14 protein-coding genes are annotated in these 16,615 nt (G+C 67.3%); 5 read left to right on the top strand and 9 right to left on the bottom strand.

Annotated features, from left to right (window positions below; genetic code table 11):
• Window positions 1-243: 243 nt before the first annotated feature.
• The 3 genes from KTC28_RS03215 to KTC28_RS03205 form a co-directional block, all read right to left on the bottom strand.
• Window positions 244-1,263, bottom strand: coding sequence for an NADP-dependent oxidoreductase (locus tag KTC28_RS03215; protein WP_216709701.1), 1,020 nt, complete (start codon window positions 1,261-1,263; stop codon window positions 244-246).
• Between the two features lie 78 nt (window positions 1,264-1,341).
• The gene (locus tag KTC28_RS03210; RefSeq protein WP_216709700.1) at window positions 1,342-3,129 is read right to left on the bottom strand and encodes a monovalent cation:proton antiporter-2 (CPA2) family protein; all 1,788 of its coding nucleotides are present in this window, start codon (window positions 3,127-3,129) and stop codon (window positions 1,342-1,344) included.
• A complete protein-coding gene (locus KTC28_RS03205) occupies window positions 3,129-3,578 on the bottom strand; it encodes an iron-sulfur cluster assembly scaffold protein (protein ID WP_216709699.1) in 450 nt (149 codons plus the stop codon). Before KTC28_RS03205 ends, KTC28_RS03210 begins: the two co-directional genes overlap by 1 nt.
• A gap of 269 nt (window positions 3,579-3,847) precedes the next feature.
• On the opposite strand from KTC28_RS03205, the gene KTC28_RS03200 reads away from it, so the two are divergent.
• Window positions 3,848-6,178 (top strand): TonB-dependent receptor, encoded by a 2,331-nt coding sequence (locus tag KTC28_RS03200; protein ID WP_216709698.1) that lies wholly within the window; start codon window positions 3,848-3,850, stop codon window positions 6,176-6,178.
• Window positions 6,179-6,190: 12 nt separating this feature from the next.
• On the opposite strand, the gene KTC28_RS03195 is transcribed toward KTC28_RS03200, so the two are convergent.
• From KTC28_RS03195 to KTC28_RS03175, 5 genes are read right to left on the bottom strand one after another with little or no spacing between them, the layout of a single operon-like run.
• The gene (locus tag KTC28_RS03195) at window positions 6,191-7,006 is read right to left on the bottom strand and encodes an SDR family NAD(P)-dependent oxidoreductase (RefSeq protein ID WP_216709697.1); all 816 of its coding nucleotides are present in this window, start codon (window positions 7,004-7,006) and stop codon (window positions 6,191-6,193) included.
• Window positions 7,003-7,749: an SDR family NAD(P)-dependent oxidoreductase gene (locus KTC28_RS03190; protein WP_216709696.1), complete on the bottom strand. Its 747-nt coding sequence runs from the start codon at window positions 7,747-7,749 to the stop codon at window positions 7,003-7,005. The genes KTC28_RS03195 and KTC28_RS03190 overlap by 4 nt, the downstream gene beginning before the upstream one ends.
• Window positions 7,750-7,753: 4 nt before the next feature.
• Window positions 7,754-8,644, bottom strand: coding sequence for an SDR family NAD(P)-dependent oxidoreductase (locus KTC28_RS03185; RefSeq protein ID WP_216709695.1), 891 nt, complete (start codon window positions 8,642-8,644; stop codon window positions 7,754-7,756).
• 37 nt (window positions 8,645-8,681) lie between these two features.
• The gene (locus KTC28_RS03180; RefSeq protein WP_216709694.1) at window positions 8,682-9,635 is read right to left on the bottom strand and encodes a winged helix-turn-helix transcriptional regulator; all 954 of its coding nucleotides are present in this window, start codon (window positions 9,633-9,635) and stop codon (window positions 8,682-8,684) included.
• 52 nt (window positions 9,636-9,687) lie between these two features.
• Window positions 9,688-10,167, bottom strand: a complete 480-nt coding sequence (locus tag KTC28_RS03175; RefSeq protein ID WP_216709693.1) for a nuclear transport factor 2 family protein — start codon at window positions 10,165-10,167, stop codon at window positions 9,688-9,690.
• Window positions 10,168-10,275: 108 nt separating this feature from the next.
• On the opposite strand from KTC28_RS03175, the gene KTC28_RS03170 reads away from it, so the two are divergent.
• A complete protein-coding gene (locus tag KTC28_RS03170; protein WP_216709692.1) occupies window positions 10,276-11,733 on the top strand; it encodes a carotenoid oxygenase family protein in 1,458 nt (485 codons plus the stop codon).
• Here the strand turns inward: KTC28_RS03170 and KTC28_RS03165 are convergent.
• Window positions 11,730-13,406, bottom strand: coding sequence for a class I adenylate-forming enzyme family protein (locus KTC28_RS03165; RefSeq protein WP_216709691.1), 1,677 nt, complete (start codon window positions 13,404-13,406; stop codon window positions 11,730-11,732). The genes KTC28_RS03170 and KTC28_RS03165 overlap by 4 nt on opposite strands.
• Window positions 13,407-13,479: 73 nt before the next feature.
• On the opposite strand from KTC28_RS03165, the gene KTC28_RS03160 reads away from it, so the two are divergent.
• The 3 genes from KTC28_RS03160 to KTC28_RS03150 are packed head-to-tail and all read left to right on the top strand — an operon-like array spanning window position 13,480 to window position 16,597.
• Window positions 13,480-14,526 carry an NAD(P)H-dependent amine dehydrogenase family protein gene (locus tag KTC28_RS03160; RefSeq protein ID WP_216709690.1) on the top strand — a complete coding sequence of 349 codons (1,047 nt, stop codon included), beginning with the start codon at window positions 13,480-13,482 and terminating at the stop codon, window positions 14,524-14,526.
• Window positions 14,523-15,668, top strand: coding sequence for a thiolase family protein (locus KTC28_RS03155; protein WP_216709689.1), 1,146 nt, complete (start codon window positions 14,523-14,525; stop codon window positions 15,666-15,668). Before KTC28_RS03160 ends, KTC28_RS03155 begins: the two co-directional genes overlap by 4 nt.
• Window positions 15,665-16,597, top strand: coding sequence for an NAD(P)H-dependent flavin oxidoreductase (locus tag KTC28_RS03150; RefSeq protein WP_216709688.1), 933 nt, complete (start codon window positions 15,665-15,667; stop codon window positions 16,595-16,597). The genes KTC28_RS03155 and KTC28_RS03150 overlap by 4 nt, the downstream gene beginning before the upstream one ends.
• Window positions 16,598-16,615 lie beyond the last annotated feature (18 nt).

Genomic DNA, 16,615 nt, shown 5'->3' with positions numbered 1-16,615 from the left:
CGCTCTCGACGGGACCAACAATGAGAAAGAACGCGGAGTTGCCCGGTGGCGACTCGAGTGTTTGACGGTACGCCCGGTACGGGGGTGTAGGACAGAAGATATCGCGGGCGGGCGCGGGCAAAGCCCGCGCCTTCGTCGGACAGGTTCGGCGGCTTTAGGCCGCCGCCCCGCCGGCCGGGCGCTTTCGCGAGTCCGCGCGCTGCTAACAAACGCGAAGGGCGTCCGCTTCGCTGCGCATGGCCGCTAAAGCTTGACCACCATCTTCCCCGTATTCCCCCCGGTGAATAGCCCCATGAATGCCGCTGGGGCTTGGTCGATGCCCTCCATCACCGTCTCTTCGGACTTGATCCGGCCTTCGGCGATCCACCCGCCCATCTCGGTCATGAACTGGTCGCGCAAGCTGGCAAAGTCGCTGACGATGAAGCCCTGGATCTTGAGCCGCTTGCCGACCACCAGGATCATGTTACGCGGCCCCGGCACGACTTCGGTGGCATTATATTGCGCGATCATCCCGCATTCGGCGAAGCGCGCGAACGGGTTGGCCAATTCGATCGCGACCTCGAGGTGCTCGCCGCCGACGTTGTCGAAATAGACATCGATGCCCTTCGGAGCTGCCGATCGGACGGCGTCGAGCAAATTGCCGGTCTTGTAATTGATCGCGTGGTCGACGCCGACCGACCGCAGCCAGTCGCACTTCTCCGCGCTGCCCGCAGTGGCGATCACCGTGCAGCCCTTGAGCTTGGCGATCTGCGCGACGACCGAGCCGACCGCGCCCGCACCCCCGCTGACGAACACTGTCTCACCCGGCTTCGGCGCACCGATCTGAAGCAGCCCGGCGTACGCTGTCATCCCCGGCATACCGAGGACGCCGAGGAACGCGCTGGGGCTGATCCCGGCCAACGTCGGTAATTTATCGAACATTCCCGGCATGGCGGCAAAGACCGTCGGGTCGACGACGAATTCCTCGCGCCAGCCGAGCATCGACGTTACCATATCGCCGACCGCGTAGCCGTCGGCGTGGCTCTCGACGATTTCGCCGATCGCGTGGCCCTGGAGCGGCTGGCCGATCTGGAACGGCGGGACATAGCTCGGGCGGTCGTACATCCGTCCGCGCATATACGGATCGACCGACATGAAGCGGTTGCGAACGCGGATCTGCCCGGCGGTCGGTGCGGCGAGATCGACGGTGGCGACCTCGAAATTATCGGCGACAGGCATCCCCTCGGGACGGCTCATCAAGCGAATTTCACGGCTCGTCGTCATGCTCGAACTCCCCACGGTGCATTTGGTTGACGTATCGGGCAACCGGGCGGCGCTGTCGAGGCGTCGTCGGTCCGCCCGTCAGATTTGGAAGGGAATTTCGCCCAGTGCGTCGGGGACGAACACCGATCCGGGGCGGAACAGCTTGTCGAGCCCGGACATCTGATCGCCGCTGCACAATTGCTCCTCGAGCCGCTCGGCGTCGCGGCGGCGGAACTCGGCTTCGATCGCGACGATCGTCTCGGGATCGGTGTCGAGCAGCGCCAGCGCTTCGCGGCCGAGCGCGATCGACCCATCGAAGACCTCGCGCACCGTCGCATCGACATTCGCCCGGGTCAGCGCGAGCAGGTGGATCCGGTCGAAGGCGCGCGCGAGGATCTTCAAGTGCGGGAACGCCGCGCGGATCGGTTCGAGCGTGGCTTCGGGCGGCCACGCGCCGTCATTCGCCAACACGAGCAGTTGCGCTCCCTCTGCCCCCGCGGCGCGAAGGACGTCGACCCGCCGACCGTCGCCGAAATAGACGCGATTACCGAACAGGTTGCTGACGTCGATCAATTCGGGGTCGAGGTCGATCGCGATGACCTCGACGCCGCGCGCGAGCAGCATCTGGGCGACGCCCTGCCCGAACCGCCCCGCGCCGACGAGCATGACCCGCGCGTCGGCGTCGCGGTGGACGACCTTGTCGGGGCCGTCGAGATCGGTACGCTTCGGCGCGGCGCGGTTGAACACCGCGGCGAACTTCGCGGCGAACGGGGTCAGCACCATCGACACCGTCACCACCGCGCCGAACAGGTTCGCCGCCGAGGCATCGATCAGCAGCCCGCGCTGCGCCTGCGCAAAGAGGACGAAGCCGAACTCGCCGCCCTGCGCGAGCAGCAGGCCCATCTGCAGCGCACGGATCCAGCCGGTGCCGAACAGCCGCGCGAGCCCGCCGATGACGACGGTCTTGGTCGCCATCAGCGCCGCGACGAGGAGCACGACCATGACCGGATTGTCGCGCAGCACCGTCAGGTCGAGCGTCATCCCGACCGAGACGAAGAACAGCCCGAGGAGCAGCCCGCGGAACGGCTCGATGTCGGCCTCGAGCGCGTGGCGGTACGGCGATTCGCTGAGCATCACCCCGGCGACGAACGCGCCGAGCGCCATCGACAGGCCAAGGCTTTGCATCAGCAGCGCCGCGCCGAGGACGGTGAACAAAGCGGCGGCGGCGAATGCCTCGCGCGCGCCGAGCCGCCCGATCAGCTTGAACAGCGGGTTCATCAAATAGCGCCCGGCGAGCACCAGCCCGGCGAGCGCGGCGACGGTCAGCGCGGCTGTCTGCCAGCCGGGCCGAGCGGTCGGGTCAGGCAGCCGCGACAGCGCGCCGACGACGGTCAGGAGCGGGACGATGGCGATGTCCTGGAACAGCAGGATGGCGAAGATGCGCTCGCCGAACGGGGTGTCGGTCAGCTGGCGTTCGGCGAGGAGCTGCATGACGAGCGCGGTCGACGACAGACCGAGCGGCAGCCCGACGACGAGCGCCGCCTGCCACGACAGGCCGGTGACCCCGAGCAGGACGCCGGTCAGCGCCAGCCCGCACAGCGTCACCTGCAGGAAACCAAGTCCGAAGATGTCGCGCCGTAACGCCCACAGCCGCGACGGCTTGAGTTCGAGGCCGATGACGAACAGCAGCAGGACGATGCCGTATTCAGCGATCTGGCCGATACCATTGGTGTCGGTGACGAGGCCGAGGAGTCCGGGGCCGATCAGGATGCCGGCGGCGAGATAACCGAGGACCGCGCCGAGCTTGAGCTTGGCGAACAGCGGCACGAGGATGACGACCGCAGCGAGATAGACGACCGCGTCGCGGAGCGCGGACGTATCGTGCATCACGCGGGGGTCAGCGCGATGGTGCCGACTGCGGCCTGATCCGCCGCCTGTGCCGCCGCCTGAAAGGCCAGCAGGATCGATCCGTGACGCGCCTTGTGCGGCCGCGCCGGGGCGAACAGCTCGAGACCGGGCCATTCGCCCGGCGCCTCCGCGTCACCTTTGAGATATGCAGCGAGCGCATCGCGCGCGGTGGCGATCTCGGCGCGGGTTCGCCCGGTGATGTGCGTCCCGAGCAGCGACGCCGAGGCCTGCCCCAGCGCGCACGCCCGGACCTCCTGCCCGAAGCGCACGACGCGGCCGGCATCGTCGAGGTCGAGGTCGACGGTCACCCGGCTGCCGCAGATCGGCGACACCCGGACGACGCTCGCCTGCGGTGCGTCGAGGCGCACGGCATGCGGGATCGATGCGGCGAGGCGCAGAATTTGCGTGTTGTACAGGGTCTCGCTCATGCCAGCCGATATAGGCGATGGCATCGCCGCCGCCAAACCCGCGGCCGCGCGATTGCTGTGTTTTACAGTGCCGCCTTCCAGCGCAGGCGGCGAGTGCCCGGCCCAAATTGCGACCGCTTGATCCTGCCCCGACCGGCAGTGGCGTTTGTACGGTTTCGCCTTTAGCTTGCATTGACATACCCACCCGTCTTCGCTTAAGGTGTGTCGGTAGACTGATGACAAGGAGCGCGATTAGCGCTTCGCCAGGTTCGACGCGGGGGGAGAAGCAAATGCGGTTACTTTATACGGTCTCGATGCTCGCTATCGGTGCAGCGGCGCTTGCCTCGTCACCGTTGGCCGCGCAGGTAGCGACCGCAGGTCCAGCCGTCGTACCCGAAAGTGAAGCGCTCGAAACGATCGTTGTGACCGCACAAAAGCGCGAAGAGAATGTCCAGAAGGCTGCATTGTCGATTACCGCGCTTTCAGGCGCAAATATCGACAAGCAAAAAATCTTGTCACTGGCCGATCTTGCCAGTAGCATTACAGGCATTTCATTTACATCGAATTCACCGCAGTCGAACGAAATCAATATTCGCGGTGTCGTCAATACGCGCCTGAGCTCGCCGACTGCCGATCAATCGGTTTCAACCTTCGTCGACGATGTCTATGTCAGCCGTTCGGGCAACCTCAACACGTCGTTCTATGACCTCGCGCGGATCGAAGTCTTGCGCGGGCCGCAGGGCGTGCTGCTCGGCAAGAATGTCGCCGGCGGCGCGATCAATATTCTGTCGGCGCCTGCATCGTTCGATACATCGGCGCGGATTTCGCTGACCTACGGCAATTACGATTTGAAGCAGACCAGCGGTTATGCAACCGGCGCGATCACCGACGCGCTCGCCGCGCGCTTCTCGTTTCAGACGATCAACCATTCGGGCTATGCCCGCGACGTCATCCATAATGTCGACCTCGAAAACCTCGATTCGGTCCAGTTCCGCGGTCAGCTGTTGTATAAGCCGAAGGACTCCGACTTCACCGCGTCGCTCATCGTCGACTATTCGAAAGACACCAGCGACGGCATCAACCGCGTCGGCGTCCCCGACCCGGTCCTGACGGGTGTCCGGCCGTGGTCGACCGGGCGTGCGCTGATCGCCGCGCTGCGCCCGGGCGGACTATCGGTCCGCCAGAGCCTGCCCGACTGGCCGACCTTCGCCGGCGATGCCTCGCCGAGCCCGCAATATGTCCGGCACAAGAATGCGAGCTATATCCTCCGCCTCGAAAAGGATGTCGCCGAAGACATCCGCCTGACGAGCATCAGCGGCTTTCGCGATGGCCGCGCGTATACGCTCTACGATCAGACCGGCCTCGGGCCGACGAATCCGTACAACGTCATCACCACGTTGCTGTTCGCCGAACCGGTCAACTTCATCGAGGACGACCATCAGTTTTCGCAGGAATTCCGCCTGACGTCGAACTATGCCGATAGCCGCTTCGACTGGATCGTCGGGGCCTATTACCTCCACAACAAGGTTCACGTCTTCGCGCGCTTCTGGGGCGAGACGCCGTTCCAGCCGGGTGGACGCCCGCCGTTCGCGCTCGCCTCGCTGTCGGGTGAATCGCATTGGGACGACGCCGCGCTCAACCAGGACATCGCCGGTTTCGCGCAGGTCGGGTTCAAGATCACGCCGCGGCTCAAGCTCGAGGCGGGGGTTCGCTACACGTACGACAAGAAGGACGGTACCCAGACCGGTACCGTCATCGCGACCGGCGACCGCTTCGTGCCGACCGACCCGACGCCGCTGACCCCGCTGACCGCAAACCCGGGCTTCACCACGCCGTACGGCAAGCATTGGCAGCGGACGACGCCGCAGGCGACGCTGACGTGGACCCCGGCCGACGGCATCCTCGCGTATGCGACGATCTCGACCGGCTTCAAGGGCGGTGGCTTCCAGAACGACGCGCCGAATGCCTTCGCCGCGCGGACGCCGTACGACCCCGAGACGGTGACCAACTACGAGGCCGGGTTCAAGACCGAATTCTGGCAGCATCGCGTCCGCGTCAACGCCGCGTTCTTCTATGAAAAGTACAAGAACCTGCAGGTCCAGCAGACCAGCGCAGCGTGCCTGTGCAACATCATAAACAATGCATCGTCGGCGACGATCAAGGGCATCGAAGGTGAAATCCAGGTTGCGCCGGTGTCGTGGTTCCGCATCTTCGGCACCGGCGACGTGCTCGACTCGCGCTACGACCAGTTCGTCGACACCAACGGCGTCAACAACACCGGGCACTTCCTCCAGCGGACGCCGACGTGGCAGGCTTCGCTCGGCGTCGAGGCGACGACCTCGCTCGGCAGCTGGGACCGGGCGCTGTCGGGGCGGGTGACGTACCGCTATCAGGGCAAGATGTACTGGGCTCCCGACAATTTTAACTGGGAAAATCCGTACGGCCTGATCGATGCGCGGGTGTCGCTCAAGCTGCCCCATCGCGACTGGACGGTCTCGGTCTATGGCCGGAACATCGCCGACAAGCTGTATCGGACGAACATCATCGCGTTCTTCGGTGACCAGGTCTCGACCTACGCCCCGCCGCGGACCTACGGAATCGAGCTGAGCGCAGGCTTCTAGGGGGGCAGCGCGCTACGGCTTGGCCTGCGCCACCCACGGTGATCCGGGGGTGGCGTAGTCGCTGCGGAACCAGCGCGGGTAGCCGTGGATCGTCTGGCCGCCGTCGACGAGGATCTCGGCCCCGGTGATATATCCGGCGGCATCGCTCAGCAGGAACGCGGCGAGCGCGGCGACGTCACCGGGCGCGCCGAGCCGCCCCGCTGGGGTTTCCGCCAGGACATCGGCGCGGGTCGCCGCATCGTCGAGCAGCGATCGCGTCATCGACGTCTCGATCACCCCCGGCAACACCGTGTTGACCCGGATGCGGTGGACGCCAAGTTCGGACGCAAGCGATCGCGCGAGCATCGCCAGCCCCGCCTTCGACGCGGCATAGGCACCGAGCAAGTCGCAGACATAGTTCGCCGCGGTCGAGGCGTTGATGACGATCGCGCCGCCGCTGCAGCCTGCGATCATCGCCCGCGCCGCACCCGTCGCGATCAGGAATCCGCCATTGAGGTTGACGTCGACGTGCCGCCGCCACTGGGCGTAGTCCATCTCGACGAGCGCGCCGTAGCGGCCAAACCCGGCGTTGACGAAGGCGCCGTCGAGGCGGCCCCAATCGGCGATCGCCGCGAAAAGCGCCGCGACCGCGTCGGGATCGGTCTGGTCACACGCGTGCGCGAGGACGTCGCTGCCGATCGTCGCCGCGACCGCGTCGAGTTCATCGGCGCGGCGGTCGGTGACGACGACGCGCGCTCCCTCGGCGGCGAAGTGGCGCGCAGCGGCGGCGCCGATATCACCCGCGGCGCCGGTGACGAGGATCGTCCGGCCGTGGAGGATCGCGGTCATCGCGCGGCCGGATTGAGCGACTTGGCCATCGCCTTGGCAAGCCCCGACGGATCGCGCGCGAGGTGGGCGCGGACCGAGACCGCATGGACGTCGGTATCGTGCTCGGGGATATTGTGGCGCGCGGCGAGCAGCCCGGCCTTGCCGATGTCGCGCGGACTGGTCTTTTCGACCCAGGTGACGTGCGCCGCCATGCGGGTGTCGACCGAGCCGACGATCAGCGCCGCGACATGCGTGCCCTGCGGCGCGAGTTCGGCGCGCAGGCAGTCCGATGCGGCCCGCGCGGCAAACTTCGACGGGCTGTAGCCGCCCATATTCGGCACCGCGACGATGCCGCCCGCCGACAGCACGTTGATCACCGCGCCGCCGCCGTTCACCTTGAGGATCGGCGCAAACGCGCGGACCATCGCGACCATGCCGAGATAGTTGGTCGCGATCTCGGCGCGCATCGCGGTCATGTCGGGGGCGCTGAGCAGGGTGGTCATGCCGAACGCGCCGGCGTTGTTGATTAGCAGGTCGACGTCGGGGCACGCCGCCGCCGCCGCTGCGACCGCGGCATCGTCGGTGACGTCGAGCTCGATCGCGACCAGCCGCGGGTCGCGCGCCGCCGCCGCCTGTGCGTCAGCGAGCGAGCGCGCGGCGACATAGACGCGGCGCGCGTTCTGCGCGAGCAGCTCGTCGACGAAGCCCTCGCCGATACCGCGGTTGCCGCCGGTGACGATCGCAGTACAGCCGTCGATGTTCATGGGATCAGGCTTCCTTGGTCAGGTGGGAGTAGAAATCGGTGAAGGCCGCCTCGCCGCCGTCGAAGCCCGGGGCGGGCGGGGGTGGCGGTGCGGCGGCGAGGGCTTCGGGGGTCGCGGCGTCGGCCATCGCGCCCTCGATGGCCAGGGCACGGCGAACGAGATTGCCGCCGGTCACCCAGATTTCGCCGGTCGCTGTGCAGGCGCTGCTCGTGAGCCAGACGGCTGCGGCGGCGGCTTTATCAGGGGCGAGGCGCGGATCGACGGTGACCCCGGGTGCCGCGGTCATCGCCGTTGCGGCGTACGGGCACAGGACATTGACTCCGATCCCGGCGCGACGCTGCTCGTGCGCGAGACTGAGCGCATAGGCGGTGATCGCGCCCTTCGATGCGGCATACGCCGACCGCCCGCGGACCCCATACAGGCCGCCGGTCGACGAGACGAACAGGATGCGCCCCGATGGCGACGCCGCGATATGCGGGAGCGCGGCGTCGATTAGCGCGGTATTGGCGAAAAAGTTGATCGCCATGACCTCCGCCAGCGCGTCGGCTGGCAGGGCAGGGATCTTTGCGGCCGGGCCGGTGATTCCCGCATTGAGGATTAGCGCGTCGATCCGCCCGAACGCCGCGAGCGCGGCCGCGACGATCACCGCCGCCGCCCCCGGTGCATCGACAGCGTGGAGATCGGCGACCGCGTCGCCGCCATCGGCACGCAACGCCGCTGCAAGCGTCTTGGCAGATGATGCGCGATTGCCGTGATGACGGTTGTTGACGACAACCCGCGCGCCGCGTGCCGCCCACCCTCGCGCGAAGGCCGCACCGAGGCCCTTCCCAGCACCGGTGACGACGACCACCCGTCCGGTATCGCCGTTGAAATCGGTGCTGGAAGATGCCGCCATGCCGCGACACTAAACCTGTCGGTATGGTAGTGAAAGTCTAAACCGTCGCCTCGACCGCGATGTCGGCGGCCCGACGCGTCACGGTAAAGGTCACGTCGTGCGCGACGACCGGCTCGTGGCACGCGGAGCAAGTGACGACGGTGCCGAGTTCATGGCCGCACGGCTTATGGGTCAGCCGCACCGGCGGACCCTCGGGCGAGCAATAATATTTGTCGCCCCACTGGAGGAGCAGCAGCAGCGCCGGGTAATAATCGACGCCCTTGCGGGTAACGCGATATTCCGACCGCGCCGGACCGGCGGCATATTGGTGCTGGCGGATGATCCCCGCGCTGGTCAGCCATGCGAGTCGTTCGGCGAGGATGTTGGTGGCGATCGCGGTGTCGCGGCGGATCTCGTCGAAGCGGTGGATGCCGGTGAAGATCGACCGCATGATCAGGCTCGCCCAACGGTCGCCCATCAGCTGCGCGGCGTCCTCGAGGAGCGAGGTCGCGACGCCGCTGCTCGCGCGCTGCTGACGGCGGCGGCTGTAGATCGGGGCCATCCAGCCGACACCGGGGCCTTTGATCCAGTCGACATCGGGGGCGGCGACCTCGGCATGACAATGCTTGCAGCTCGGCACCGGCTGGAACACCGCGCCGCATTTGCTGTGGGTCAGCTCGACGCGGATCTTGTCGGTATCGGACCGCCACAGGCTTTCCCAGCGCAGCAGCATCAGCGCGGTCGGATACAGGTCGTGACCCTTGGCGGTCAGGGTGTAGTCGAAGCGCGGCGGGCTCGTCGAATACGGCGTCTTGGTGAAGATGCCCGCCTCGATCAGCCGCTTGAGCCGATCGCTGAGCAGCGCCTTGAGCAGCCCGGTCATCCGCCAGAAATCGTCGAAGCGCCGCGCCCCGAGCCAGCTCGCCTCGATGATCAGCAGCGACGGTGTGTCGCCGACGGTCTCGAGCGCGCGCCAGATCGAGCAGGTGCGGATAAGGTTGGTCGCTTGCATTGTCGCAGCGACCATAGCCTATGGCAGGGCGGTGCGTCGAGACGCGTAACCCTCAGTGCGTCGTCGGCGCCGGGTGGAAATCTTTATCGAGACCCATCGCCGCGACGAGTTCGGCGCGGTCGTAATATTCGCGCCACGCCTTGATCTTGTCGCCCTCGACTTCGAGGACGCCGACAACCGGAACCTTGCCGGCATTGCCATTGAAGACGAACTCGTCGGTCCGCTCGATGAAGACCGTGTTGCCGGTGACCGCGATGTTATGAATGTTGAGGGTAATCGACTCGGTCCCGGCACCGAGCAGGTCGATCCGCTTGCCGATCGCTTCCTTGCCGACGATAGGTTCGAGCATCATCGAATGGAGGACGCCGTCGTCGGTGAACAGGTCGGTCACCTTCTTCCAGTCGCGGTGATCCCACGCATCGATCATCGTCTGGACGACAGTCTTCGGGTCGCTGTGCATCATGGGCTCCTTCGCGGCGAGAGAGGCGGCGGGGAGCACGAGCGCAAGCGCGATCAGCAACGAACGTAACATCGATCGATCCCCCCAAAGGTATGTTTATGAAAGAACCTATGAGCGACTCGGTGACGCGCCGTCAAGACTAACTTGCACAATCGAACCGGTTGAATTACGCCTGTTCACATGCAGATCGAACGCCTCCCGCCCGTCGTGGCGTCGCTCCGGCCGAGCAATCATCCGTATTTGAACGGCGCGTGGACGCCGCAGCACGAGGAGGTCACCGCAGTCGACCTTGACGTCATTTCGGGCGCGATCCCGACCGACATCGACGGCATCTATCTGCGCAATACGGAGAACCAGCTCCACCAACCGCTCGGCCGCTACCATCCGTTCGACGGCGACGGGATGATCCACGCGATCGACTTCAGCAACGGTTCGGCAACGTACCGCAATCGTTGGGTGCGGACGCGGTGTTTCGCCGCCGAGCAGGACGCGGGCGGGTCGCTGTGGGGAGGGCTGATGGACGGGACCGGCGTCTCGCTCCGCCCGGGCTTCGGCGCGCACGGCCGCCTCAAGGATTCGTCGAGCACCGACATCATCGTCCACGCCGGCAAGGCGATCTCGACCTTCTACCAGTGCGGCGAGGGCTATGTCCTCGATCCCGAGACGCTCGACCAGTCGGGCCTTGCACCGTGGGTACCGCTCGACGGCATCTCGGCGCATCCCAAGGTCGACGACCGCACCGGCGAGCTGATGTTCTTCAACTACTCGAAGCATGCGCCGTACATGCATTACGGTGTCGTCGACGCGCAGGGCCAGCTGACGACGTACCAGCCGGTGCCGTTGCCCGGGCCGCGCTTGCCGCACGACATGATCTTTTCCGAACACTGGTCGATCCTCAACGACCTGCCGGTGTTCTGGGATGCCGAATTGCTCAAGCGCGATGTCCATGCGGTCCGCTTCCACCGCGATATTCCGGCACGCTTTGCGCTAGTCCCGCGCCATGGCGGCGAGGTCCGCTGGTTCGAAGCCGCGCCGACCTACGTCCTCCATTTCCTCAACGCCTACGAGGAGGGGGACGATGTCATCGTCGACGGCTATTTCCAGGAGAATCCGACCCCCGGACCGGTCGCCAACGACGACGGCTATGGTCACCTGATGGCGCACGTCGACGAGCATAGCTTCAAGCCGACGCTCCATCGCTGGCGCTTCAACCTCGCCGATGGCTCGACCCGCGAGGAGCGCCTCGACGAGCGCCTGCTCGAATTCGGCACGATCAACCAGGCGTACGCCGGGCATAAGTACCGCTATGCGTACAGCACGACGACCAAGCCCGGCTGGTTCCTGTTCAACGGCTTCGTCAAGCACGACATGCTGACGGGCGAGTCGACGGTGTTGCAGCTCGACGAGGGTCGCTACGCGAGCGAGGCACCGTTCGCCCCGCGCGTCGGCGCGATCGACGAGGACGACGGTTATCTCGTCAGCTTCATCATCGACGAGAATCGCGGCACGTCGGAGTGCATCTTGATCGATTGCAAGGACTTCGCTGCCGGTCCGGTCTGCCGGATCGCGCTGCCGCACAAGATTTCAAGCGGCACCCACGCGCATTGGGCCGACCGCCGGGTCCTCCGCCAAGCCTAGAGCCAGGCGAGGACGAGCGAGCGCAAGTCGCTCCGGACGACCTTGTTCATCGCGTTGCGCGGCAGCCGGTCGACGACAACGATGCGCTCAGGGCGCTTAAACACCGCGACATCGTGCGCGCGCGCCATCCACGCGACGACGTCGGCGAGGGTCGGGGTTTCGCTGCCCTTCGGCACGACCGCCACCGCGACGCGCTCGCCGAGCCGGTCGTCGGGGATGCCGACCGTCGCGGCTTCGGCGAGCAACGGCATGCCGACGAGCAGGTCGTCGAGTTCGGCGGGCGATATATTGACGCCGCCACGGACGATGATCTCCTTCGACCGCCCGACGAAGCGGTAGAACCGCGCAAGCGCTCCGTCGCCGGCGATCTCGAACAGGTCGCCGGTGCGGAAGTCACCGTGTTCGTCGAACGCCGCTGCGGTCAGCTCGGGCGCGCGCCAATAGCCGCCGAAGACATTGCCGCCGCCGATCCTTAGCTCCCCGGGCAGCCCGGGCGTCGTGATCGTTGCGCCCGTCGCCGGATCGGCGAGCCGTGTCCGCATCACGCTCGGCGTCAGCCCCGGCCACTCGACGTCTTCGGCGCCGTAACGCGGAAAATAGCGCGCGCGTTCGGTCGTGTCGGGCACGTCGACGTGGCTCGAAAACAGCGACGCGCCCTCGTTCGAACCGAAGATGTTGCAGATCTGGATATTGTGCCGGGTCAGCCAGCCGTCGATCAGCCATGGCGACAGCGGCGCCGACCCCGACCCGATCGCGCGCAGCGAGGCGATCGCCCCGCCGGTTATCAGCCCCGGCTGATTCAGCAGCGCGGTCAGCACCGCTGGCGGCGCGATCGTGTAGGTCACGCCCTCGCTCGCGATCTGGCCGAGGAAAATACCGAGGTCGAACGGGTGGTGGAGCACCAGACGCCCGCCGAGCAGCAGCCACGGCAGCACCAGCCCGCCGATCGAGCCGATGTTGACCAGCGGGAATGGGTTGAGGAGGACGTCGCCCGCGACCATTCCGGTCGCCTCGGCGACGACGCGTGCGTTGAGCAGCCAGTGATTATGGTCGCGCGGGACGCCCTTCGGCCGCGACTCGGTTCCCGAGGTCCAGCAGATCGTCAGGACTTCGGCGGCGTCGGTCGGGTGATCCTCGACGTATGACGCGACCGTTGCATGATCGGCGGCCGCCGCGAGTGCGCCGATGTCGGTGACGACGCGCATGTCCAGAACGTCGGCCGCCAGCCGCGCCGCCAGCCCCGCATGATCGTATCCGGCGAAGGTCGTTACGGTAATGAAAGCGCGCGGGGTGGTCTGGGCGAGGATGTAGGCAAGCTCGTGTTCGCGATATTGCATCACGACGGGCGTGACGATCAGCCCGAGCCGCGCGCTGGCGAGCAGGACGACGACCGCGTCGACCGTGTTCGGCAACTGGACCGCGATGATGTCGTCCTTGACGAGTTCGAGCGCGAGAAACGCCGCCGCCGTCCGCTCGACGCGCTCGACAACCGCGCTCCACGTCAGCCGCTCGGGCATTTTGCCGTCGAGCGCGGTCCGGTTCGGCGGGTCGATCAGTGCCACCGCATCGCCGTCCAAGGCTGCGGTGCGCTGGAACAAGGCATCCACCGTCGTCCCCTGCCACCAGCCACGGGCAACGTGATCGGCGACCCGTTCAGGCGGTGTCAGGAACATTTTTCTCTCCCCAAGGTCACTTGCATAAAGTAACTGACATGCCCGGACAAGTCGGTTAGACCCGGAGAATGGGGTGGCAGCAAGCATGATCGGCGTCGTTCAATGGGCGACCGGAGCGATGGGGCGGACGTCGCTGCGCCGCATCCTCGACCATCCCGGGCTCGATCTGCGCGGGGTCTACGTCTACAATCCCGCGAAGGCCGGGGTCGATGCAGGAACGCTGGTGAAGCGCCCGCCGACCGGGGTCTTCGCAACCGCCGACCGCGCCGCGATCCTCGCGACCGACGCGACCGTCGTCGTCCACACCCCGCGGATCACCTTGCCGTACGATGCGCTCGTCGACGACGTCGTCGCGTTGCTCGAAAGCGGCAAGAACGTTGTTTCGACCGCTGGCTTCCACTGGCCCGACGCACACGGCACGGCGTATGCCGACCGGCTGCGCGACGCGGCGATCCGGGGCGGCGTGACGCTTGCCGGGGTCGGGGTCAATCCGGGAATGATCGTCGAGCGGATCGCGCTCGCGGCGACGGCGATGTGCGTCGACCTCGACCGGATCATCGTCCGCGAGACCGTCGAGGCGAGCGCGATGGCGTCGCCCGCGTTCGTCTTCGACCTGATGGGGCTCGGCTCCGACCCGGCGGCGGGAGACATCCGCGACGGACCGCTCGGCGACCTGTATTCGACCTTGTTCGGCGAGGTGCTCCATTTTGCGGCGGCGGCGATGGCAACGACGGTCGCGCGGATCGTCCCCGACCATAGGCTAACCCTCGCACCGCACGACATCGTCATCGCCGCCGGGACGATCGCGCAGGGCCGGGTCGCGGCGACCGAGTGGCGCTGGACCGCGGTGATGGCGAACGGGGTCGAATTCGTCCTCGCCATCCTGTGGACTGCCGATCGCGCGCTCCACGACGGGCTCGTTCCCGGGCACTGGACGATCGACATCGCCGGGCGGCCGAACATCGCGATGACGCTTGATATCACCGAGGCCGATCCGACGCGGCCGCCGTCGCGCGCGCTGACCGACGCGACGATGGCAGTGGCGATCCGCGCGATTCCCGACGTCGTCGCGGCGCCCCCCGGGCTGTTCGCGTATCAGCCGACAGCGTGGCGGGCATGACCGTATTTATTCACGACGCCGTCCGTACTCCGCGCGGCCGGGCGCGGCCCGACGGTGGACTCGCGGCGCAAACCCCGCACGGTCTTGTCGCCCACCTCGTCGATGCGCTCGAAGTGCGCGGCCGCGATCCGCGGGCGGCGCGGCTGCTCGTGCTCGGCTGCGTCGGCCAGGTCGCGGCGCAGGGCGGGCATATCGCGATGGTCGCCAAGCTCGCCGCCGGCCTCGATCCGGCGACGGCGGCGCACAGCCTCAACAATTTCTGCGCCTCGGGCCTGTCGGCGATCGGCCATGCTGCCGCCGCGGTGGACGCCGGGACGACCGAATTCGCCCTCGCCGGCGGGGTCGAGATGCTGTCGCGCGTCGCCTTCATGGCCGACGCCGCCGACTATTACAGCGCGACCGACTTCGCCCCGCCGCTCCGCTACATCCCCGTCGCGCTCGCAGCCGATTTACTCGCCGAGGTCGAGGGCATCGATCGCGCGGGGATGGACGCGGTCACGCTCGAGTCGCAGACGCGCGCCGCTGCCGCCGAGGATCGCCCGGCGCTGCTCGCTTCGCGGATCGCGATTGGCGGGCTCGACCGCGATGAAGCAGTTCGCGCGACGACCGCAGCCAAGCTCGCAGGCATGCCGGCGGCGTTCGCCGGGATCGCCGCCGACTATCGCGGCGTCATCGGTAACGCGCCGGTCGACCATCGGCACACGCTGGCGCACGCCCCGCCGATGACCGACGGCGCGGGGCTCGCGCTGATCGGCCCCGCGAGCGGCAACCCGCGCGCGCGCATCGTCGCCTTCGCCGAGGCGGGCGGGGAGGCGCGGGCATCGCTGCTCGCCGGTTTCGCTGCGATGGACCTCGCGCTGGCCCGCGCCGGGCTCGACCTCGCCGACATCGACCGCATCGAATTCATGGAGGCGTTCGCCGTCACCATCGCCAAATTCCACCGCGATCGCCGTCCCGACCCGGCGAAGGTCAACGTCGGCGGCGGCCACATTGCCAAGGGCCACCCGATGGGGGCAACCGGCGCAATCCTGTTGTCGACGCTGCTCGATGCGCTCGACGAATGTGGCGGGCGCTTCGGCCTCGTCGTCGCGACCGGTGCGCAGGGCGTCGGTGTCGCGATGATCGTCGAGCGCCTCGCATGACGCGCTGGCCCGGCCTGCGGCTCCCGGTCGTCGTTGCACCGATGTTCCTCATCTCGGGGCCAGAGATAGTCGTCGCCGCCTGCCGCGCAGGGGTCATCGGTGCGTTCCCGACCCCCAATTGCCGGACGACCGCCGAGGTCGGCGACTGGATGGCACGAATCACCGCGCAACTCGGCCCGGGCGATGCGCCGTGGGCGGTCAACCTCGTCACGCATTCGACCAACGCGCGCCTCGCGGACGACCTCGCGATGGTCGCGAAATTCCAGCCGCCGATCGTCATCACCGCGCTCGGCAGCCCGCGACCTGCGGTCGAGACGGTCCATGCCTATGGCGGTATCGTCCTCGCCGACGTCGTCACCGTCGCGCTCGGGCGCAAGGCGGCTGCGGCGGGAGCCGACGGGCTCGTCTGCGTTTCGGCAGGGGCGGGAGGGCATACCGGCATGCTATCGCCGTTCGCCTTCATCTCCGCGCTCCGCGCCTTCTTCGACGGGTCGATCTGTGTCGGCGGCGGGATTGCCGATGGCGCGGGCATCGCCGGCGCGGTCGCCGCCGGGGCCGACCTCGTTTACATGGGCACGCGCTTCCTCGCCGCCGCCGAAAGCATGGCGGTCCCGGGATATAAGGCGATGGTCGTCGCGTCGGAGCTCGACGACCTCGTCGTCAGCAGCGCGATTACCGGGACGGCGGCGTCGTGGCTGCGGCCGTCGCTCGCGGCAGCGGGCTACGACCCCGACGCGCTCGGCGGGCCGGCACAGCGCGATTATGGCGGCGACCCGGCGAAGAAATGGCGCGACCTGTGGGCTGCGGGGCAAGGCATCGGCGCCGTCGGCGCGGTCGAGCCGATCGCCGCGATCGTCGACCAGCTTGAGGATGAATTCCGCGTCGCTGCCACTCGGCTCGCCGCGTGGCCCGACTCACCAGTTCGATAAACAACCTTGGGAGACGCA

This window comes from Polymorphobacter megasporae, from assembly GCF_018982885.2.
Classification (GTDB): Bacteria; Pseudomonadota; Alphaproteobacteria; order Sphingomonadales; family Sphingomonadaceae; genus Polymorphobacter_B; species Polymorphobacter_B megasporae.
The sequence above is the reverse complement of the archived record's forward strand: the minus strand, read 5'-3'. Positions and strand labels throughout refer to the sequence as shown.